Source organism: Arthrobacter pasteuri (assembly GCF_054510955.1).
This window is the reverse complement of the sequence record NZ_JBTNDO010000001.1, coordinates 1,059,313-1,080,376: the sequence shown is the minus strand read 5'-3', so window position 1 is coordinate 1,080,376 and position 21,064 is coordinate 1,059,313. Positions and strand designations below refer to the sequence as shown.

Sequence of the window (21,064 nt, the reverse complement as noted above, 5' to 3'; positions counted from 1 at the left end):
AGCCTAGGCGAAGTAGACGCCGATCCTGTTGCCCCGGATGTGCTCCACCTGGATGTCCACGTCGTACACATCCTGCAGCACCTGCGGCGTCATGATTTCCTCGGGCGTCCCCTGGTGGATGATCGCGCCGTCGCGCATCGCGACGATCGTGTCGGAGTAGCAGGACGCGAAGTTGATGTCGTGGATGACGAGCACCACGGTCTTCCCGAGGTCGTCCACGAGCCGGCGGAGCAGGCGCATCATGTCCACGGAGTGCTTCATGTCCAGGTTGTTGAGCGGCTCGTCGAGCAGGATGTAGTCGGTGTCCTGTGCGAGCACCATGGCGATGAACGCCCTCTGGCGCTGCCCGCCCGAGAGCTCGTCGACGAAGCGGTCCGCCAGGCCGGTGAGGTCGAGATAGTCGAGGGCCCGCTCGATGTGCTCCCGGTCGGCCACCGTGGGCCGGCCGTTGTTGTGCGGGAACCGGCCGAACCCCACGAGGTCCCGCACCGAGAGGCGGACCGTGAGCTGGTTCTCCTGACGCAGGATGGACAGCGTCCTGGCGAGCGCGGGTCCCGGCGTCGTGCTGACGTCCAGCCCGTCCACCTCCACGGTCCCGGCGTCCAGCGGGAGCAGGCGGCTCATCAGGGACAGCAGGGTGGACTTGCCGGCCCCGTTGGGGCCGATGATCGAGGTGACGCCGCCCCGGGGGATGGAGCAGCTGACGTCGTCGACCACCGTCGCGGTGCCGTAGCGCTTGGTGGCGGAACTCAGGGTGATCACCGGACGCGACCTTTCATGAGGAGGGCGAGGAAGACGAGGCCGCCCGTGAACTCGATGACGATGCTGAGCGCCGTGTCGAACTCGAAGACCTGCTCGAGGACGAGCTGGCCGCCGACGAGGGCGATCACGCCGAGCAGGACGGCGAGAGGGAGCACGGCAGCGTGCCGGAAGGAGCTGCACAACTGGTAGGCGAGCGCCGAGACCAGCAGGCCGAAGAACGTGGCCGGACCCACCAGGGCGGTGGAGACGGCGACGAGCACCGAGCAGATGACGAGGACCAGCGTCACGGTGCGCCGGTAGTCGACGCCGAGACCGACGGCGGTGTCCCGACCGAGTGCCAGGACATCGAGGCGGTGTCGCAGGCGCCAGGCCGGGATGCACAGCCCACTGACGGCGATCGCGGAGAGGATCAGCAGGGTCGGGTCGACGCGGTTGAAACTCGCGAAGAACAGGTCCTGCAGGATGATGTACTCGCTCGGGTCCATCAGGCGCTGGAGCAGTGTCGAGGCGCCCCGGAAGAAGACGCCGAAGACGATGCCGACGAGCAGCAGGAGGTGCAGGCTGCGCCCTCCGCCCGTGAAGAGCCAGCGGTAGAGCAGCCAGGAGAACGCAACCATCAGGGTGACCTCGACGGCGAAGCGGATCGGTGCGGCGAGCGTCAGGAGCGTCGAGGCGCCGAGGGCGAAGGCCAGGGCGGTCTGGATGAGGATGTAGAGCGCGTCCAGGCCCATGATCGACGGCGTCAGGATCCGGTTGCCGGTCACGGTCTGGAACAGGACGGTGGACACCCCGACCGCGACGGCGACGAGCACCATCGCCCCGACGCGGTTGAGCCGGCGTAGCAGCACGTACGCGATGTCGCCCTCGAGTCCGACGAGGAGGAACGCCGCGATGAGGGCGGCCGCCGTGACCCCGAGCGCCACCAGCCAGAAGGCGGGAGGGAGTGACCGGACCGGCGTGCGGCCGGACTGCACAACGGCGGCGGGAAGGGCGTTGGTCCTAGCGCGCACCGGCGTTCCTCCGAACGAGCAGGGCGATGAACAGCGCACTGCCCACCACCGAGACGATCACGCCCACCGGCACCTCGTAGGGAAAGCGGATGACGCGGCCGAGGATGTCGCAGAGGAGGACGAAGCCCGCGCCGAACACGGCGATCCAGGGGACTGCACGGCGCACGTTGTCGCCGATCAGCAGGGAGACGAGGTTGGGGACGATCAGCCCGAGGAACGGGATGGAGCCGACCACCACGACGACGACGGCGCTGATGAGGCTGACCAGCACCAGACCGAGGTTCATGGTGCGCCGGTAGTTCAGGCCCAGGTTGGTGGTGAACTCCTGGCCCATGCCCGCGACGGTGAAGCGGTCGGCGCACACGTAGCCCACGACGGCGAGGACGGCGACGATCCAGAGGAGCTCATAGCGGCCGCGGATGAGTCCGGAGAAGTCCCCGATCATCCACGTGTTGAGGGTCTGCAGCAGGTCGAAGCGGTAGGCGAAGAACGTGGTCACCGCCGAGATGACCCCGCCGAGCATGATGCCGACGAGGGGCACGATCAGCGTGTTCCGCAGCGGTATCCGCCGCAGGACGGACAGGAAGAGCGCGGTCCCGGCCAGGGCGAAGACTGCGGCGATGCCCATCTTGGCCACGATCGGGGCACCGGGCAGCAGCAGTGTCGCCACGAGGATCCCGGCGGTCGCGGATTCCACGGTGCCGACGGTCGAGGGCTCGACGAATCGATTGCGGGCCATGAGCTGCAGGATGAACCCGGCGATGCTGAGCGCGACGCCCGCGAGGACGATGGCGAGCGTGCGGGGGACCCGGCTCACCAGGAAGGTCTGCCAGACGCCGGCGTCGCCCGCGAGCAGGTCGTCGGGGGAGACGTCGGAGACACCGGTGAAGAGGCTGATGAGGGCAAGCAGCAGCACGGCTCCACCGGCCGGCCAGAGGGCCGGCCATCGGGAACCGCGCTGCTGTGCCGGCCGCTGGGACCGGAGGGAGAGTGCTGCCATGGGGGCGCCCGCCGCAGGTGCGGCGCGGCGGATCAGGCCGCGACGGCCTCGTGAACGGCCGAGACCATGGCGTCGAGGTTGTTCAGGCCGTAGCCGATCAGGTACCAGCTCGCGGAGTCGAGGTAGGCGACGGCGTCGTTCTTCGCGGCGTCCGTCCCGTTGACGAGTTCGTTGTCCAGGACGGCGGAGGCGGCGGCTCCGGCCTCGCCGACGGCGGCGTCACGGTCGATGACGAAGAGGTGGGCGGGGTTGATCTCGGCGATGTACTCGAAGGAGACGGCCTCGCCGTGCGTGCCCTCGGACTTCACCTCGGCAGCGGGTTCGACGCCGAGGACATCGTGGATCAGGCCGAAGCGGGACCCGGCGCCGTACGCCGTGACCTCGCCAGCGCTGGTCATGAGGACCAGACCGTTTCCGGCGGACGCCGCGGCTTCCTTCGTCTCGGCGATCTTGCTGTCGAGGGCCGCGAGGCGCTCCGCCACCTCGTCCTCGGCACCGAAGATCCGGCCGAGGGATTCGGTGTGCGCGGTGAAGCTCGCGATCGGCTCGGCGGCGTCGACGGTCAGGTCGATGGTCGGCGCGATCTCCGAGAGTTCGTCGTAGGAGTCGGCGACGCGGCTCGAGATGATGATCAGGTCCGGGTCGGCCGCGGCGATCGCCTCGAAGTCGGGTTCCTTCATGGACCCGATGCCGGTGATGTCACCGCCCTCATAGGCCGACAGCTGGGTGGGCAGGGTTCCCTGCGGTACGCCGTCAACGTCGATGCCCAGGGCGTCCAGGCTGTCGAGTGCGCCGAGGTCGAAGGTGAAGACGGTCTCGGGGTTCACCGGCACCTCCGTGGTGCCCTGCGCGTGGTCGATCGCGACGGTCGACGTCGTCGCAGGGGCATCCGCAGCTTCGGAGGAACCGCCGCAGGCGGTCAGGGCCAGGGTGGCCGCAGCGGCTGCGGAAAGGACGGCGAAGCGCAGGTGTGCCATGGGGTGAACTCCGGGAAGGGAAGGGCCGGCAGGCCGGGGATCGGAAGTAAGGAATGCCTTACCTTCTCGAATCTAGAGTGCCGCTCGAGAATTACGCAAACGAAGCATCACCTATTGGCTGTGACGTCGCTCACAGGAGGGGGGTAGACGTGCAACGGCTGGCACTCGCCTTGACCGAGTGCTAGCCGTTGCATACAGTCGGAGTTGGCACTCACTCCATGTGGGTGCTAATCCCGAGGGAAGCGTTCGCCGGCACCGCGACGACGGTTCACGCCCAGCCCGAGGGCCTTCATTCCATTGGTAACGAACGCAAAGGAGAGCCCGAGTGTCGGTCTCTATTAAGCCCCTTGAGGATCGCATTGTCGTCCGCCCCCTCGAAGCCGAGCAGACCACTGCTTCCGGCCTCGTCATCCCGGACACGGCCAAGGAGAAGCCCCAGGAGGGTGAAGTCGTAGCAGTTGGACCGGGTCGCGTCGACGACAACGGCAACCGCGTCCCCGTCGACGTCGCCGAGGGCGACATCGTCATCTACTCGAAGTACGGCGGAACCGAAGTCAAGCACGGTGGCCAGGAGTACCTGGTGCTCTCCGCCCGCGACGTCCTCGCAGTCGTCGTCAAGTAGTACCCGATTGGAAGAGCCCCGGCCCGCAGTGGCCGGGGTTTTTCTCGCTGCACAAGCCTGAAAGGAACCAACAATGGCAAAGCAGTTGGAATTCAACGACGCCGCCCGCCGTGCCCTCGAGGCCGGCGTGGACAAGCTCGCGAACACCGTCAAGGTGACGCTGGGCCCCCGCGGACGCAACGTCGTGCTCGACAAGAAGTGGGGCGCCCCCACCATCACGAACGACGGCGTGACGATCGCCCGCGAAGTCGAGCTCGACGACCCCTACGAGAACCTCGGCGCGCAGCTGGCCAAGGAGGTCGCCACCAAGACCAACGACGTCGCCGGTGACGGAACCACCACCGCGACCGTCCTGGCGCAGGCCCTGGTCAAGGAGGGCCTCCGCAACGTGGCCGCAGGCGCCGCACCGGGTGCGCTCAAGCACGGCATCGAGGTGTCGGTCGAGGCCGTCGCCAAGCGCCTGCTCGAGAACGCCCGCGAGGTCGTCGGTCAGCAGACCGCGAACGTCGCCTCCATCTCCGCCCAGAGCACCGAGGTCGGTGACCTCCTCGCGGAGGCCTTCGACAAGGTCGGCAAGGATGGCGTGATCACCATCGAGGAGTCCTCCTCCACGCAGACCGAACTGGTCCTCACTGAGGGCATGCAGTTCGACAAGGGCTACCTCTCGCCGTACTTCGTCACCGACGCGGAGCGTCAGGAAGCCGTCCTCGAGGACGCGCTCATCCTGATCAACTCCGGCAAGATCTCCTCGCTGCAGGAATTCCTGCCGCTGCTCGAGAAGGCCCTGCAGGCCGGCAAGCCGCTGTTCATCATCGCCGAGGACATCGAGGGCGAAGCGCTCTCCACGCTCGTGGTCAACAAGATCCGCGGCACCCTGAACGTCGTCGCCGTCAAGGCTCCGGGCTTCGGCGACCGCCGCAAGGCCATGATGCAGGACATCGCCACGCTCACCGGTGCGCAGGTCGTCTCGCCCGACCTCGGCCTGAAGCTGGACCAGGTCGGCCTCGAGGTGCTCGGTTCCGCTCGCCGGATCACCGTCACCAAGGACGCCACCACGATCGTCGACGGCACCGGCAGCGAGTCCGACGTCGCCGACCGCGTGTCGCAGATCCGCGCCGAGGTCGAGCGCACCGATTCCGACTGGGACCGTGAGAAGCTCCAGGAGCGCCTCGCGAAGCTCGCGGGCGGCATCGGCGTCATCAAGGTCGGCGCAGCCACCGAGGTCGAGCTCAAGGAGAAGAAGCACCGCATCGAGGACGCCGTGTCGTCGACGCGCGCAGCCCTCGAAGAGGGCATCGTCGCCGGTGGCGGTTCGGCCCTGGTCCACGCCGGCAAGGCGCTGGACACCGACCCCGACGTCCTGGCGCTCGAGGGCGACGCTGCGACCGCCGTCGGCCTCGTACGCCGCGCGCTGGCACAGCCGCTGCGCTGGATCGCGGAGAACGCCGGCCACGAAGGCTATGTCGTCGTCGCGAAGGTCTCCGACCTCGAGGACGGCCACGGCTTCAACGCCGCGTCCGGCGAGTACGAGAACCTCGTGGATGCCGGCATCATCGACCCCGTGAAGGTGACGCGCTCCGCCCTGCGCAACGCGGCCTCCATCGCGGCGCTGGTGCTCACCACGGAAACCCTCGTGGTCGAGAAGCCCGAGGAGTCCGACGACGAGGGCCACGGCCACTCGCACTAGGACACCCGGGCCCCGGCCCAACCTGTGACATAGCAGTACCAGCAGCACCCCGGTTCCTCGGAGCCGGGGTGCTGCTGTGCATCCGGCCCGCTGTGACGGCCCTGGACACGGCGGCCCGCGTTCGAACGATCAGGAACACGACGACGGCCCGGGAGACGACGACGCCCCGGCACTCTCGCGGGTGCCGGGGCGTCGGGTCGGTGCTCGGTCAGGCGTCGACGACGATCGCCGTGACGACCGGCTGGCGGTTGTAGTACCGGCGCATCCAGTTGGCCGTGGCCCGCTCGATGATGTCCTCCGGATCCTGGCGGCGGCCGCTCTGACGGTTCGACGCGGAATCGCGGAGCGCCTTCTCCACGGCGGCGCCGGCCTTGTCGAGGTCCCCGTCGGAGCAGGAGAAGCCCTTGGTGAAGAACTCGGGGGCCTCGACGATGTCACCGTTGTCCGGGTCGATGATCGCGAGGACGGTGACGACGCCCTCCTCCGCCAGGCGGCGGCGCTCCACGAGGTCCTCCTCGGTGATGCCGCCGACGCTGTCGCCGTCGACGAAGACGAGCCCGGCCTCAACCTTGCCCGAGATCGTGGCGCGGCCCCGCACGAGGTCGACGGTCACGCCGTCCTGTGCGATGACGACATTGCGGGGATCGACGCCCGTCGCGACCGCGATCGCCGAGTTGGCCCGCAGGTGGCGCCACTCGCCGTGCACCGGCATGACGTTGCGCGGCTTGACGATGTTGTAGCAGTACGCGAGTTCGCCGGCGCTGGCATGGCCGGAGACGTGCACCTTGGCGTTGCCCTTGTGGACCACGTTGGCGCCGATCTCCGTCAGGGCGTTGATGATGCTGTAGATGGCGTTCTCGTTGCCCGGGATGAGCGAGCTGGCCAGCAGCACGGTGTCGCCCTCGCTGATGCGGATGGCGTGGTCGTTGTTGGCCATGCGCGACAGGGCGGCCATGGGCTCACCCTGCGAGCCGGTGCAGATCAGGACCACCTTGTGGTCGTCGCTGCGCTCGAGCTTCTTGAAGTCGACGAGGAGGCCCTGCGGGATCTTGAGGTAGCCGAGGTCCGCGGCGATGGTCATGTTGCGCACCATCGAGCGGCCCACGAAGGCCACCTTGCGGCGGTGGCGCTCGGCGGTGTCGATGATCTGCTGGATGCGGTGGATGTGGCTCGCGAAGCTGGAGACGATGATCCTGCGCGGCGCCGAGCGGAATGCCGCCTCGATCGCCGGTGCCAGGTCCTTCTCGGAGGTCGTGAAACCAGGGACGTCGGCGTTCGTGGAGTCCGTGAGGAACAGGTCCACGCCCTCGGCGCCGAGGCGCGCGAAGGCGCCGAGGTCCGTGATGCGGCGGTCCAGGGGGAACTGGTCCATCTTGAAGTCGCCGGTGTGGAGCACTGTGCCGGCCGCGGTGCGGATGGCGACGGCGAGGCTGTCCGGGATGGAGTGGTTCACGGCGACGAACTCGAGGTCGAACCCGGCCATGGTGCGGCGGTCGCCCTCCTTGACCTGGATGGTCTTCGGGGTGATGCGGTGTTCCTGGAGCTTTGCCTCGATGAAGGCGAGCGTCAGCTTCGAACCGACCAGGGGGATGTCCGCGCGTTCCTTGAGGAGGTAGGGAACGGCGCCGATGTGGTCCTCGTGCCCGTGCGTGAGCACCACGGCGACGACGTCCTGGAGCCGGTCGCGGATGTAGGAGAAATCGGGGAGGATGACGTTCACGCCCGGCTGGTGTTCCTCGGGGAACAGGACGCCACAGTCGACGATCAGCAGCTTCCCGTCGAACTCGAAGACGGTCATGTTTCTGCCAATCTCACCGATGCCACCGAGAGCGACGATGCGCATGGCTCCCTTGGCCAGTTCCCGTGGTGCTTTCAGTGCGGCAGGTCTTTTATTCACAGATTAGGTTTCTCTCGTTGGTGAGGGGAGACGGGGCGCAGGCCGTCAGACGTTCGTCGTCGCGGCCGGCGAACCCGGCGGCTCCATTCAGGTGGTCCCCGGCGTTCCCGGGGAGATACTCCTTCTAGGGTACGTGCTACGCGGGCGACCGGCGGATCGGTCCCCGAGGGCCCCCAGCGCAAGGGCAGGTTCCGGAAAGGTAAACTGGAGGTTTGCGTCCGCCCATTCTCCAGACCTCCGAGGAGGAACAGCGTGGATTCCGCCCTGCAGGCCCCACCCTCCCCGGCCGCCCGGAAACGTCCGGACGGCCGGGTTGAGCGCCGGTTCCGGCCCGAGGTCCAGGGACTACGCGCGCTGGCCGTCAGCATGGTCGTGGTCTACCACGTGTGGCTCGGGCGGGTGTCCGGCGGCGTGGACGTGTTCCTGCTCGTCTCGGCCTTCCTCCTCACCGTCACGTTCACGCGGCGCCTCGAGTCCGGGCAGCCACTCGCCCTTGCCGCGTACTGGCTGGGCCTGCTCAAGCGGCTGCTGCCCGCCGCCGTCGTCGTCCTGCTGTCCGTCCTGGCGGCCACCGCCGTCTTCATCCCGAGTTCGCGCTGGCGGTCCGTCTTCGATCAGACCTGGGCGTCGCTGACCTACCGGCAGAACTGGCAGCTCGCGGGTGACGCCGTGGACTACTACGCCCTCGACCACAGTGCGGCGAGCCCGCTGCAGCACTTCTGGTCGCTCTCCATCCAGGGGCAGGTGTTCCTGCTCTGGCCGCTCCTGTTCGCGGTGTGCGCCGTCGTGGTCGCCGGCACGCGCCTGCGTCTCCGGCCCGTGCTGATCGCCCTGTTCGGTGCCGTCTTCGTGCTGTCGCTCGTCTTCTCCGTCCGGCAGACCGGAGCGGACCAGGCCGCGGCCTACTTCGACACCCGCGCCCGGCTCTGGGAGTTCGCGCTCGGTTCGCTGGTGGCACTGGTGCTGCCCCGCCTCGTCCTTCCCGTGCGGGTGAGGGTCGTGCTGGGCTGGGCAGGCGTGACCATGATGCTGGCCTGCGGCGTCCTCCTGCAGGTGCAGCAGCAGTTCCCGGGCTACATCGCGCTCTGGCCGACCCTCGCGGCCGCGGCCGTCATCGTGGCCGGCCGGACGGACAGCCCCGCGGGCGTCGATCGGTGGCTGTCCTCGCCGCCCGTTCTCCGGCTCGGGAGTGCGTCCTATGCGCTGTACCTGTGGCACTGGCCCATCCTCGTGATCTGGCTCATCGTCGCGGACGAACAGGAGGCAGGGTTGCTCGACGGCGGCCTCGTCATCGCGGCCTCGCTCGTGCTGGCCGTGCTCACCACCCGCTTCGTCGAAGAACCGGTGCGCTCCTGGACGTGGCCGTCCCTCAAGCGCAGGCGCACCGGCCTCGTGGCCGCGCTGGCCCTCGGCCTCGTGGCCGTGCCCCTCTCGGGCTGGGAGTACCGCGTCCAGGCGCAGGAGGCGGCGGTGGAGCAGCAGACGCGTGCAGACAATCCGGGTGCCGCGGCCCTGGCTCCCGGCTTCGAGTTCCGCGGCGCCGAGGATGCGCTGGTGAAGCCCCTGGCCAGCAGTCTCGGCGCGGAGTGGGCCGCCGTCGACGGACCCTGCTCGGAGGCACTGATGCCGGCCGACCCGCTGCTGTCCTCGTGCGTCCAGACCGGCGACGCGGCGACCGCGGAACGGACCGTCCTGGTGCTCGGCGACTCCCATTCGCAGATGTGGATGACGGCCGTGGGTGCGATGGCCGGCTCGAACAACTGGGTCGCCGTGTCGGTGCACAGGCCCAACTGCAGGTTCGTCGACTCACCGGCGACGGTGGACCCCGAATGCCACGCCTTCAATGAGGCCGCCCGCGACTACGCGCTCGGCCTCGCCCCCGACGCCGTGCTCACCGTCGGCACGCGGACGGACTGGAGTTCGCCGGCGGAGGAGGTCCCCGCCGGGTTCGAGGAGGGGATCGCGCCCCTTCTCGCAGCCGGTATCCCCGTCGTCGGGCTCCGGGACACACCCCGGTTCGAGGAGGACATGGCAGAGTGCACGGCGCTCAACGCCGCCGACCCGTCCGCCTGCGACGTCCCCATCTCGGAGGCGCTGGCGCCGGCGTCGCCCCTCGCGGCCGTCGCGGACCGCCTGCCCGGGCTCGGACACCTGGACATGACAGACCTCGTCTGCGCCGAGGCCACCTGCTCCGGGGTGATCGGGAACGTCCGCGTCTACATGGACCGCGACCACCTCAGCAAGACCTACGTCGAAACCATGATCCCGGCCTTCGAGGAACGCTTCCGGTCCGTGGTCGGCTGGTGACGTGAGCACTGTCACCGGAATAGGGCACCCCAGTGATCCGTTCTAGACTGTCAGAGCCCGCCGGCGCATCCAGCCGAAGGCCCCTACCCCCACCCGGTGATACCGAAAGAGGCGCAGCAGTGAGCCAGCAGTCCGGCCAGAACGAAACCCACGACCCCTTCGGATTCGTCGGCCTGACGTACGACGATGTCCTCCTGCTCCCCGGTCACACGGACGTCATCCCCTCGGAGGCCGACACGTCGTCGCGCATCTCCAAGCGCATCACGGTGAAGACACCGCTGCTCTCCTCGGCCATGGACACCGTGACCGAGTCCCGCATGGCCGTGGCGATGGCCCGCCAGGGCGGCCTGGGCGTCATCCACCGCAACCTGTCCATCTCCGACCAGGCGGATCAGGTGGACCGGGTGAAGCGCAGCGAGTCGGGGATGATCACCAACCCGCTGACCATCGGTCCGGATGCGACCCTGCAGGAACTCGACGAGCTGTGCGGCCACTACCGCGTCTCCGGCCTGCCCGTCGTCGACGCCACCGGACACCTCCTCGGCATCGTCACCAACCGCGACACGCGCTTCGTCCTCGAGCGGGACTTCCCGCGCATCCTGGTCAAGGACGTCATGACGAAGATGCCCCTCGTCACCGGGCGGGTGGGCATCAGTGGCGACGACGCCATCAATCTCCTCGCCACGAACAAGATCGAGAAGCTTCCCCTCGTCGACGACGAGGGCGTGCTGCGCGGCCTCATCACCGTCAAGGACTTCACGAAGGCCGAGCAGTACCCGCTGTCCACGAAGGACGACGACGGACGCCTCCGCGTCGGCGCGGCCATCGGCTTCTTCGGCGACGGCTGGGAGCGCGCCATGGCACTCGTCGAGGCGGGCGTGGACGCCCTCTTCGTCGACACCGCCAACGGGCACAGCGCGGGGGTGCTCGAGATGATCGCCCGCCTCAAGGCCGAGAAGTCCGTTGCGCACGTCGACATCATCGGTGGCCAGGCCGCCACCCGCGAGGGTGCACAGGCCCTGATCGATGCCGGCGCCGACGGCATCAAGGTCGGCGTGGGCCCGGGATCCATCTGCACCACCCGCGTGGTCGCGGGCGTCGGCGTCCCGCAGGTCACCGCGATCTACGAATCCGCGAAGGCAGCCATCCCCGCGGGCGTCCCCGTCATCGCCGACGGCGGCCTGCAGTACTCCGGTGACATCGGCAAGGCCCTCGTGGCCGGCGCCGACACCGTGATGCTCGGCTCGCTCCTGGCGGGTTCGGCGGAGGCACCCGGCGAGTTGATCTTCGTCAACGGCAAGCAGTTCAAGACCTACCGCGGCATGGGCTCGCTGGGCGCGATGCAGACGCGCGGCAAGAACACGTCCTACTCCAAGGACCGCTACTTCCAGGCGGATGTGTCCGGTGACGACAAGCTGATCCCCGAGGGCATCGAGGGACGCGTCGCGTACCGCGGACCCCTCGCGTCCGTGGCGTACCAGCTCGTGGGAGGCCTGCGGCAGACCATGTTCTACACCGGCGCCCGGACCATCCCCGAGCTCAAGGCCAAGGGCAAGTTCGTCCGCATCACGGCTGCGGGCCTCAAGGAATCCCACCCGCACGACATCCAGATGACGGTCGAGGCACCCAACTACGGCTCCAAGTAACGCGACCGCGTCTCCTCAGCCCCTCCTTCCGGGAGGGGCTGATGCCGTATGAGCGGGCTCCCGCAGCCCGAGGTCACCGCCCGCCGCAAGCTCCGGCTCGGCCCGTACGCCCGCGCCGTCGGCCAGGTGCTGGTGGTCAGCGCGAAGGCCTCACCCGGTGCGGTCGCCATGAAGGTGGCCGGTTCGCTCATCTCGGCTGTCCTCCCGCTGGTCACCACCTATTTCGCCTCCCTGACGACGACGGCGCTCGCCGCTGCGTACGCGGGCGATCCCGACGCCGGCCGCTCCGCGATCACCTACGTGGTCGTCACGGCCGTCCTCGGACTGCTCTGGGGCTCCTTCACCAGCGTCGACCGCTACATCCAGCAGGTCCTGAGCTTCCGGGTCGGCGCCATCGTCGGTGACCGCATGTACGAGCGCTTCCTGGCCCTGGAGTTCTGGCGGTACGACGACAAGGAGACGGTGGACCTCTACGACCGGGCGCGCCGCTTCTCGGACTCCTATGCGAGGGTCCTCGACCGCATCGCGGCGATCTTCACGCAGCTCGTCTCGGTGGTCCTGGCGATCGGCGCGCTGCTCCTCGTCAGCTGGTGGATCGCCCTCATCGTCCTGGTCGCGATCATCCCCAGCGTCTACCTGCAGTTCCGGCTGTCGCGGGAGCAGATGGCGCACTGGAACACCCAGGTGGACTCGCGGCGGCAGCGGCGCATGATCGAGACGAACCTGATGAAGCCGCAGCACATCGCCGAGATGCGCCTCTACGGGATCGTCCGCTATCTGATGGACCTGCGCTCCACGCTGCGGGACGCCGACGAGAAGCGGCGGCTGGACTTCCAGAAACGCTACATCCCGAAGCAGCTCCTCGCGGATGCGGTGCAGTACGGCGCCGAGCTGCTGGCGCTCGTGTGGATCGTCGGGCAGATCATCGCGCGGGCCCAGCCGGTGGGCCAGTTCCTCTACGTGCAGCAGATCGTGAGCCGGGCGCTCAGCACCGCGAACAACCTCGTGTCCTCGCTCAGCTCGATCGACGAGGACCTCGCGAACCTCAAGGACTACGAGCAGTTCATGGACTTCCCGCTGTCCACGGCGGCTCCCGGGCGGCTGGACGCACCGCCGTCCGCCGTCGAGCTCCGCGGCATCTCCTTCACCTACGCGGGCAGCGAGGCGGAGGTGCTGAAGGGCATCTCCATGTCCTTCGAGCGCGGCACGCACGTCGCGATCGTGGGCGAGAACGGTGCGGGGAAGTCCACGCTCATCCGGGTGCTCGCAGGGCTGTACCAGCCGGGCAGGGGAGAGGTGCTGCTCGACGGTCGGAACCTGCGGGAGGTCGGTATCGGCGACTGGCACCGGCACCTGGCCGTCATGTCGCAGGACTTCCTGCGGTACGAGTTCGCGACGGCGGCGAACAACATCTACTTCGGCGACGTCCACGGACCGCGCGACGACGACCGCGTGCGCCGGGCGGCTGAGGACGCCGAGGCGGCGGAGTTCATCGGGAAGATGCCGAGCGGCTTCGACAGCTACGTCAGCAACTGGATGGAGGACCCCCGCGGCAGGAAAGGCAGCGGACTGTCGGGCGGGCAGTGGCAGCGCCTCGCGATGGCACGGAACTTCTACCGGGATGCGCCCTTCGTCGTGATGGACGAGCCGACGTCGGCCATCGACGCGCTGGCCGAGCACCGGATCTTCACGCGTCTGTTCGCCGACCGCTCACGGACGATCATCGCGATCAGCCACCGCCTCGCCACGATCGAGAAGGCGGACGTGGTGTACATGCTCGAGGACGGCCGCGTGGTGGAATCCGGCACGCACCGCGAACTCGTGGCCCTGCGGGGCAGGTACTACCGCATGTTCGAGAGCCAGCTCCCGGACGCCTGACCGCGGAAGCTCTCCGGGTTCAAGGGGTGAGGGCTTCGATGATGCCCGCTGCTGATCCGGTGCGGGTGTTGCGGTAGCCGGTGCCTGCCCAGAGATGCAGTCCCTGCAGATCGTAGGAAGCCGCTGCCGCGGCGCGCAGAGGCGCGGTCATGTAGTGGATCTGCGGGTAGGCGTGACCGCTTCTGGGATGGTCATCCATGAACCGGTTCCGCAGTCCCCGGGCCGGCCTGCCCGTGAACGCCCGGGTGACCTTCGTCTCGCTGAACGCGGGGTCCTGGAGCGCTGACCGGTGGGCAGGGTTCGTTCCAGCCTCGTCCGCCAGGAGCAGCGCGGTGCCGAGCTGGACGGCGGCCACTCCGGTGTCGAGGATCGCCCGGACCTGCTCTCGGGTGCTGATGCCGCCTCCTGCAATGAGCGGCAGGTCGACTGCCTTCCTGATGGTTCCGATCAATTCAGGAAGGGGATCGGTGCCGGGTTCCTCGGCCGGGTCGAAGGTACCCCGGTGACCGCCGGCGTCGGGGCCCTGCACGATGAGGACCTGTACTCCACGTTCAGCCGCCGTGCGCGCCTCAGCCTCGGAGGTGACCGTGACGGCGGTATGAATGCCCATCTGGACGAGCTCGTGCAACACCTCCGTGTCCGGGCAGCCGAAGGTGAACGACACCACCTCGGGCCGCAGATCACGGATGATCTGGAGCTTGGCGCTCCAGGAGTCGTCGTCCCATCTGGGAGAGCCCACGCGGGTGCCGTACCGGTCGGCGTCCTGCTGCAGTTCCTGCCGGTATGCCTCGAGCTCATCCTCATCGACGTCGTTGGCCGAGACGACGAAGAGGTTCACCCCGATGGGGCCCTCGGTGAGCGCCCTCGTGGCGGTGATCTGGGCCGCGAGCTGCTGAGGGGTCTTGTATCCGCCGGCGAGGAAACCCATGCCGCCCGTGGTGGTGACGGCAGCAACCAGGTCCGGTGTGGAAGGTCCTCCTGCCATGGGCGCTCCAACGATCGGTCGACCTATCGGAAACGGCAGCGGCAAGGGATCGCACGTGCTCACGGGGACTGCCTTTCGCTAGGAGATGCTCGGCGGGCACGGGGCTCAGCACTTCCCGTGGGGACCCCGGGCGATCAGCGTATGGGGGTGTTCCTCCTGATCATGCCCCCGGCCCATCGCCTCTTGCACATCTGAGGCGAGCCGGAGGCTTGTGTTGCTGCTTGACCCACCCGCCGCCCACTTGGCAGTTGCTTGGATCAATCTCGGAGGGATGGAACTGTTGGACCAGAACGAGTCCGCCGTCCTGACGGCTCTGGCCGAGCACCAGAAGCTGGACCGCTCCGGCTTGACCCCGCACACCCGTGCTTCCTGTCCTACCGTGAGATCATTCCCGGTAGCGGTGTCTCCACCCTTGCCCCCGTAGCGCACCCGATCAGCGTGCCGCTAGTGCTCCGGGTGATTCTTTGGGCCTGCGTCGCGTCGGTACCGTTGCTAGCGTTCATTGCTGAGGGCGTTGCGCAGTCGGCGTCGTCGCCGGTGCGGTCCCGGAAACCATTGCAACCTGTTCCCGGCAGCGCAGCCGATACGTTCATCGATCTTCCGGGCGAGGCTCCACAGACGCGGTGTACGTACCGATCGAGCACCAGGCGTCGAGACCCGGCCCACGCCACCGCGTTCAGGGCTGACGGGTTTCAGGGAAATGGCGCCAGGCCTGCAGCGGGCAGGGCGGCGGCATAGGCATCCGGTCGAGGCAGCGAGTTACACGAGGTTCGGGCCACGCATCGGAGCATCCGGCTTCGACCTGGCATGTAGATCAGAAGGAGATCGGTAGTGAAGAAGTTTTCCTGGCGGGCAGGGGTTGTGGCCGCGGTGGTCGTCCCTGCGCTGGCTCTGAGCGCCTGCTCGTCACAGGGCGGACGGGATCCGGACGCCGGAGAGGCGGATCGCGGCGGGCAGGTGGCGGACACCCCGGAGATCAAGGTCGCCATGATCACCCACGCCGGTCCCGGTGATACGTTCTGGGACATCGTGCGTAAGGGAGCCGAGGAGGCGGCCGCGAAGGACAACGTCGATCTGCTGTACACCTCGGACCCCGAAGGCGGGCGGCAGGCCCAGCTGGTTCAGCAGGCCGTCGATCAGGGCGTCGACGGAATCGTCGTCACCCTGGCCAAGCCCGATGCGCTCAGGGATGCGCTGAAGAGCGCCTCTGACGCCGGCATTCCGATCGTCAGTATCAACTCCGGGGCAGACGTGTCGGCGGAGATGGGAGCCTTCACCCACTTCGGTTCGGACGAAGGCCTAGCCGGCGCGACAGTGGGCGCCGAACTGGCTGCAGAGGGCAGTACGCACCCGATCTGCGTGATCCACGAGCAGGGCAACGTGGCACAGGAGGCCCGCTGTGCTGGTGTGAAATCGAAGGTTCCCGGTAGTGAGATCGTCTATGTCACGGGAACGGACATGACCCAGGTCTCTTCGACGGTGACCGCGAAGCTGCAGGCTGCCTCGGACGTCGATGCCATCATCGGGCTGGGGGCACCCTTCACCCAGACCATCCTTCAGGCCGTGGAATCGCTGGATCTGCAGGACGAGGTGAAAGTTGCTTCCTTCGACCTGAATGGCGAGCTCGCCCAGAACATCATCGACGGCAGGGTGCAGTTCACCGTCGACCAGCAGCCGTGGTTGCAGGGCTATGGTTCTGTAGATGCGCTCTGGGAGGCCAGCCGCGGCGGTTTCCAGATCGGTGGCGGGCAGCCGGTCCTGACCGGACCGGCGATTGTCGACAGGTCCAACGCCGAAGCGGTGCTCCAGTTCGCGAAGGAGGGCATCCGCTAGGACGCCCAAGGACGTCGGGGGAGCTCTGGCCGTCCCCGGCAGCAGCCCGATGAGGAGAAGTACATGGCAACACTCATAGAAGATCCCACGCTGGATGAACGGGTCGGCAGGCGCACCGTCGTCCAGAACCTGCTGGGCCGTCCGGAAGTCGGCGCCCTGGTGGGCGCCATCGTCCTCTTCATTTTTTTCTCGGCCGCCGCCCCTGTGTTCCTGCAGCCGAACTCCTTCGCCACGGTGCTCTACGGCTCTTCGACCTTCGGCATCATGGCGGTGGCCGTGTCACTGCTGATGATCGGCGGGGAGTTCGATCTTTCCGCCGGTGTCGCCGTGATCAGTTCGGCCCTGACCGCATCCTTGTTCAGCTGGTATTTCTCCATGAACCTCTGGGTGGGCGTCGGTCTGGCCCTGATCGTTTCCCTGCTGATCGGTTTCGTCAACGGCTGGATCCTGATGAAGACGAAACTGCCGAGTTTCATCGTCACCCTGGCCACATTCCTCATGCTGACAGGGCTGAACCTGGCGCTGACCAGGCTGATCGGTGGCAGCGTCGCCACGCCGTCGATCGCCTCGATGGATGGCTTCCAATCAGCCCGGGCTGTCTTCGCCAGCAGCTTCACCATCGGCGGCATGGACCTGAAAAGCCCGATCCTCATCTGGATCGTCCTCGTGGTGATTGCGTCCTGGCTGCTGCTGCGTACGAGAATAGGCAACTGGATCTTCGCCGTGGGCGGAGACGAGAACGCGGCTCGCGCCGTGGGCGTACCCGTCAGGGCCACCAAGATCGGGCTCTTCATGGGCGTCGGCTTCTGCGGCTGGGTGCTCGGTATGCACAACCTCTTCGCTTTCGACGCCGTCCAGTCCGGCGAGGGTATCGGCAATGAATTCCTGTACATCATTGCGGCGGTCATCGGCGGTTGCCTGCTCACAGGCGGCTACGGCTCGGCGATCGGAGGGGCCATCGGGGCCTTCATCTTCGGTATGGCCAACAAGGGAATCGTCTACGCAGAGTGGAACCCCGACTGGTTCAAGTTCTTCCTGGGCCTGATGTTGCTGCTGGCCACCATCGTGAACCTGATCGTCAAACGCCGTGCGGAACTGAAATAGGAAAGGCACGGCCACGATGAGCACCGGTCGGATCAATCAGCAGACCCTGCCGCACAACGAACAGAACCCGCCGACTCCTGCCCCTGACCACCTTTTGGAGTTGGACGGCGTAGGTAAGCACTACGGCAACATCATCGCCCTGAGCGATGTCACCATGACCGTTGATCGAGGACGGGTGACCTGTGTGCTCGGCGACAACGGCGCCGGTAAGTCCACGCTGATCAAGATCATCGCCGGGCTGCACCAGCACGACGAGGGGACGTTCAGGATTCTGGGCCAGGAGCGCAGACTCGCCAGCCCCCGCGAGGCCCTTGATGCCGGCATCGCCTCGGTCTACCAGGACCTTGCCGTCGTGCCGCTCATGCCCATCTGGCGCAACTTCTTCCTGGGCTCGGAACTGACCGTCGGCAAGGGGCTGTTCAGGCGGCTGGACGTCAAGCGGATGAAGGAGGTCACCAAGAAGGAGCTGGCGGACATGGGCATCGACCTTCGCGACGTCAACCAACCCATCGGTCAGCTCTCCGGTGGTGAGCGGCAGTGCGTGGCCATTGCGCGTGCGGTCCACTTCGGTGCCAAGGCGTTGATCCTGGACGAGCCGACGGCGGCACTGGGCGTGAAACAGTCCGGCGTCGTCCTCCGCTATATCCTGCAGGCACGCGAGCGCGGCCTCGGCGTCATCTTCATCACCCACAACCCGCACCACGCCTACCCGGTGGGGGACAGGTTCCTGCTCCTCAAACGTGGCAGGAGCATCGGCTACTACGACAAGAAGGACATCGAACTCGATCAACTCACAGGTCTGATGGCCGGTGGCGCCGAACTTCAGGAGTTGGCCCACGAGCTGGCGGAACTCGGCGGCCACACCGACGTCCTGCGGAAAGTCCGGTCCGACCCAGCCGAATCCGACAGCCGGCGGCCTGAGTAGCGGGTGTACCAGAGGTATCACGGCGAAGCCCCCGAGGACGTAGGGGCCCGGGCTCGCGGGGGAACGGTCCGAGTCCTGTCACCCCGACCCGAGCGCCGGCGCAATGCCGGATCCCATGCGGTAGAAGGACCGTCCGTTCTCGCGGAGCACTGCCGGCAGAGCCGACTCGCCGAGAGCTTCGGCAATGAGGGAGATATCGGTGGCGGCGAACGGTCGCCTGGCCCGGGTGGACGGCAGGTCGGAACCGAACATGAGCGCGGTCGGGTTGACGGCGTGAACCGCGCGGAGGGCCTCGACGACGTCCAGGGTGACGCGCCCGAAACCCGTCGCCTTCACGCGCAGGCCTTTCTCCGCCAGTCGGAGCAGAACCTCCCGATTGGCCCCACTCATTCCCAGGTGATCGATGCTGACCCGCGGTAACCGTGCCAGCGTCGGTTCGAGCGCGTCGAGATCCGTCGCATCGACATAGAGCTCGGTGTGCATACCGGCGACCGCCGCAACCCGGGCGCTCAACCGTAGGAGTTCGCTGATGCCCTCGGACCCTCCACGGTAGAGGTTGAAGCGCACAGCTCGAACACCGGCCACGGCCAGTTCCTCTATCCCGGAGTCAGGAATATCCGCAGGAAGATTCGCCACACTCACAAATTCCGGTCCGAGCTCTCCGAGGGCATGCACCAGGTAGCTCTGCTCGAAGCCCTGGAAGGACCCCGAGACGACGACGCCGCCGGAAATCCCCAGAGCCTCCGTGTGGGAGCGGTAGTGATCCACGGTGAAGTCAGGAGGGAGGTACCCATCATTGGGTATCAGCGGAAAACTGGGGTCGATGATGTGGAAGTGGCTGTCGAATATGGCATGCATCATGCCCTCTTACTACTCCATTACTGGTTCACCCGTCTGTTCGAACCCATGCTGTGCCGTTCACGCTTCCATAGGTTCCCTTCATGCTCGGTGCCGCCACGGGCCGACCCTGCGATGATGGGGGACGGAGATCGTTCCAGCAACGGGCGTCCTACCCGCGAGGCGGGTATGCGGTCCCCGGTTCTATTCCGTGGTTGGCCGTGCTGCTGGCGGGGTTAACGGTTTTGTTGTCTGAACAGAAGGAGGACGGGTTCCTGTGGTTGCGAAGGCGGTTGGGGTTGTAGTGACCGGTATGGGTGCCATGACTCCTGTCGGGGGTACGGTCGCCCAGACCTGGAACGAGCTTGTGGAGGGCCGGTCGGGCATCACGGTCCTGGACCAACCGTGGGCGCAGGAGCTGCCGGTGCGCGTAGCCGGGCTCGTCGCCGCAGATCCCGCTACTCTCCTGTCGACGAGGGAATACCGGCGGATGGATCGTTGTGGGCATCTGGCACTCGTGGCATCGCGTGAGGCATGGGTCCAGGCCGGGCAGCCGGCCGTTGATCCCGACCGGCTCGCGGTGGTGATCGGATCCGGCTACGGAGGTCTGGGCACGGTGGTGTCGCAGGTCCGGAACCTGGATGACGGCGGTCCACGCCGGGTCTCCCCCCATACGTTGACGCACATGATGGTCAATGGTCCTTCTGCGTGGGTGTCCATCGATATCGGCGCCCAGGGAGGGGCCCGCACTCCAGTGAGTGCCTGCGCCTCCGGAGCTGAAGCGATCGCCCAGGGCGTCGAGATGATCACCTCGGGTGCTGTGGATGTCGTCGTCGCTGGGGGAGTCGATGCTTGCGTGAACGAGCTGGCGATCAGCGGTTTCGCTCAGCTCCGGGCGCTCTCCACGAGCAACGATGATCCGACCGGGGCTTCCCGGCCTTTCGACCGGGACCGGAACGGGTTCGTGATGGCCGAGGGTGCCGGCATCGTCGTCCTCGAACGGGAAGATTTCGCCCGGGCGCGTGGGGTCGAGATTCTCGGGCGGATCGCCGGGGCCGCGGTTACGTCCGATGCAGGTGACATCGTGGCGGCCGACCAGGCGATACAGCACCGCGTCATGCAGAAAGCTCTTGCAGCGGCAGGGCTTTCCGGATCCGATGTCGACTTCATCCATGCGCACGCAACATCGACTCCTGTCGGTGACCTCCTGGAGGCAGGCGCCATCGCTGCTGTCGTCGGGGAGGATGTGCCTGTCACGTCCACCAAGTCCATGACAGGACACCTGCTGGGTGGAGCCGGCACGCTCGGTGCCATCGTGACCGTCCAGGCCCTCCGGACGGGACTACTGCCAGGCACACTCAATCTCGAAAACCTGGACCCGAAGATCAACCTCAACGTCATCGAGACCACGACCGGATGCGCCGGCTCGAAGACTGCCCTCACCAACGCATTCGGCTTCGGCGGTCACAGCACCGCCCTCGTCATCACTGCGGCGTGAAGACCACTGCCCGGAACAGCTCTGCGGTTTCATGACGCCCTCCTGTGCAGGAGCACCCCGGCGGGCTTCGGAGAGGCGCTGTTCCTCACCGGAGAT

16 protein-coding genes are annotated in these 21,064 nt (G+C 67.3%); 9 read left to right on the top strand and 7 right to left on the bottom strand.

What is annotated here, in order from left to right:
• Positions 1-3 precede the first annotated feature (3 nt).
• The 4 genes from ACX80H_RS04970 to ACX80H_RS04955 are packed head-to-tail and all read right to left on the bottom strand — an operon-like array spanning position 4 to position 3,749.
• Positions 4-762, bottom strand: coding sequence for an iron ABC transporter ATP-binding protein (locus tag ACX80H_RS04970; RefSeq protein ID WP_459311481.1), 759 nt, complete (start codon positions 760-762; stop codon positions 4-6).
• Positions 759-1,772, bottom strand: a complete 1,014-nt coding sequence (locus tag ACX80H_RS04965; protein ID WP_459311480.1) for an iron chelate uptake ABC transporter family permease subunit — start codon at positions 1,770-1,772, stop codon at positions 759-761. Before ACX80H_RS04965 ends, ACX80H_RS04970 begins: the two co-directional genes overlap by 4 nt.
• Positions 1,762-2,772 carry an ABC transporter permease gene (locus ACX80H_RS04960; RefSeq protein ID WP_459311478.1) on the bottom strand — a complete coding sequence of 337 codons (1,011 nt, stop codon included), beginning with the start codon at positions 2,770-2,772 and terminating at the stop codon, positions 1,762-1,764. The genes ACX80H_RS04965 and ACX80H_RS04960 overlap by 11 nt, the downstream gene beginning before the upstream one ends.
• A 32-nt stretch (positions 2,773-2,804) precedes the next feature.
• Positions 2,805-3,749, bottom strand: a complete 945-nt coding sequence (locus ACX80H_RS04955) for a siderophore ABC transporter substrate-binding protein (RefSeq protein ID WP_459311477.1) — start codon at positions 3,747-3,749, stop codon at positions 2,805-2,807.
• Between the two features lie 325 nt (positions 3,750-4,074).
• On the opposite strand from ACX80H_RS04955, the gene groES reads away from it, so the two are divergent.
• Together groES and groL are read left to right on the top strand one after the other, a co-directional pair.
• On the top strand, positions 4,075-4,371 hold the full coding sequence (gene groES / locus ACX80H_RS04950) for a co-chaperone GroES (RefSeq protein ID WP_055768411.1): 297 nt from the start codon (positions 4,075-4,077) through the stop codon (positions 4,369-4,371).
• 73 nt (positions 4,372-4,444) lie between these two features.
• Positions 4,445-6,058: a chaperonin GroEL gene (gene groL, locus ACX80H_RS04945; protein ID WP_459311476.1), complete on the top strand. Its 1,614-nt coding sequence runs from the start codon at positions 4,445-4,447 to the stop codon at positions 6,056-6,058.
• Between the two features lie 208 nt (positions 6,059-6,266).
• On the opposite strand, the gene ACX80H_RS04940 is transcribed toward groL, so the two are convergent.
• Positions 6,267-7,901, bottom strand: a complete 1,635-nt coding sequence (locus ACX80H_RS04940; protein WP_459313365.1) for a ribonuclease J — start codon at positions 7,899-7,901, stop codon at positions 6,267-6,269.
• Positions 7,902-8,207: 306 nt separating this feature from the next.
• On the opposite strand from ACX80H_RS04940, the gene ACX80H_RS04935 reads away from it, so the two are divergent.
• The 3 genes from ACX80H_RS04935 (at position 8,208) to ACX80H_RS04925 (ending at position 13,786) form a co-directional block, all read left to right on the top strand.
• Positions 8,208-10,262: an acyltransferase family protein gene (locus ACX80H_RS04935; RefSeq protein ID WP_459311475.1), complete on the top strand. Its 2,055-nt coding sequence runs from the start codon at positions 8,208-8,210 to the stop codon at positions 10,260-10,262.
• A gap of 119 nt (positions 10,263-10,381) precedes the next feature.
• Positions 10,382-11,908, top strand: a complete 1,527-nt coding sequence (guaB, locus tag ACX80H_RS04930; RefSeq protein ID WP_459311473.1) for an IMP dehydrogenase — start codon at positions 10,382-10,384, stop codon at positions 11,906-11,908.
• 48 nt (positions 11,909-11,956) lie between these two features.
• On the top strand, positions 11,957-13,786 hold the full coding sequence (locus ACX80H_RS04925; protein ID WP_459311471.1) for an ABC transporter ATP-binding protein: 1,830 nt from the start codon (positions 11,957-11,959) through the stop codon (positions 13,784-13,786).
• A gap of 19 nt (positions 13,787-13,805) precedes the next feature.
• Here the strand turns inward: ACX80H_RS04925 and ACX80H_RS04920 are convergent, their stop codons facing one another.
• Complete coding sequence (locus tag ACX80H_RS04920) at positions 13,806-14,834, bottom strand: nitronate monooxygenase (RefSeq protein ID WP_459311469.1); 1,029 nt, start codon at positions 14,832-14,834, stop codon at positions 13,806-13,808.
• A gap of 768 nt (positions 14,835-15,602) precedes the next feature.
• On the opposite strand from ACX80H_RS04920, the gene ACX80H_RS04915 reads away from it, so the two are divergent.
• The 3 genes from ACX80H_RS04915 to ACX80H_RS04905 all read left to right on the top strand — a co-directional run bounded on the left by ACX80H_RS04915 (position 15,603) and on the right by ACX80H_RS04905 (position 18,633).
• Positions 15,603-16,604 (top strand): substrate-binding domain-containing protein, encoded by a 1,002-nt coding sequence (locus ACX80H_RS04915; RefSeq protein WP_459311468.1) that lies wholly within the window; start codon positions 15,603-15,605, stop codon positions 16,602-16,604.
• 63 nt (positions 16,605-16,667) lie between these two features.
• A complete protein-coding gene (locus ACX80H_RS04910) occupies positions 16,668-17,708 on the top strand; it encodes an ABC transporter permease (RefSeq protein ID WP_459311466.1) in 1,041 nt (346 codons plus the stop codon).
• Positions 17,709-17,724: 16 nt separating this feature from the next.
• A complete protein-coding gene (locus ACX80H_RS04905; RefSeq protein WP_459311464.1) occupies positions 17,725-18,633 on the top strand; it encodes an ATP-binding cassette domain-containing protein in 909 nt (302 codons plus the stop codon).
• A 78-nt stretch (positions 18,634-18,711) separates the two neighbouring features.
• Here the strand turns inward: ACX80H_RS04905 and ACX80H_RS04900 are convergent, their stop codons facing one another.
• Positions 18,712-19,494 (bottom strand): amidohydrolase family protein, encoded by a 783-nt coding sequence (locus ACX80H_RS04900; protein ID WP_459311463.1) that lies wholly within the window; start codon positions 19,492-19,494, stop codon positions 18,712-18,714.
• 253 nt (positions 19,495-19,747) lie between these two features.
• Between ACX80H_RS04900 and ACX80H_RS04895 the strand changes: the two genes are divergently transcribed.
• Positions 19,748-20,968, top strand: a complete 1,221-nt coding sequence (locus tag ACX80H_RS04895; RefSeq protein WP_459311461.1) for a beta-ketoacyl-[acyl-carrier-protein] synthase family protein — start codon at positions 19,748-19,750, stop codon at positions 20,966-20,968.
• Positions 20,969-21,064 lie beyond the last annotated feature (96 nt).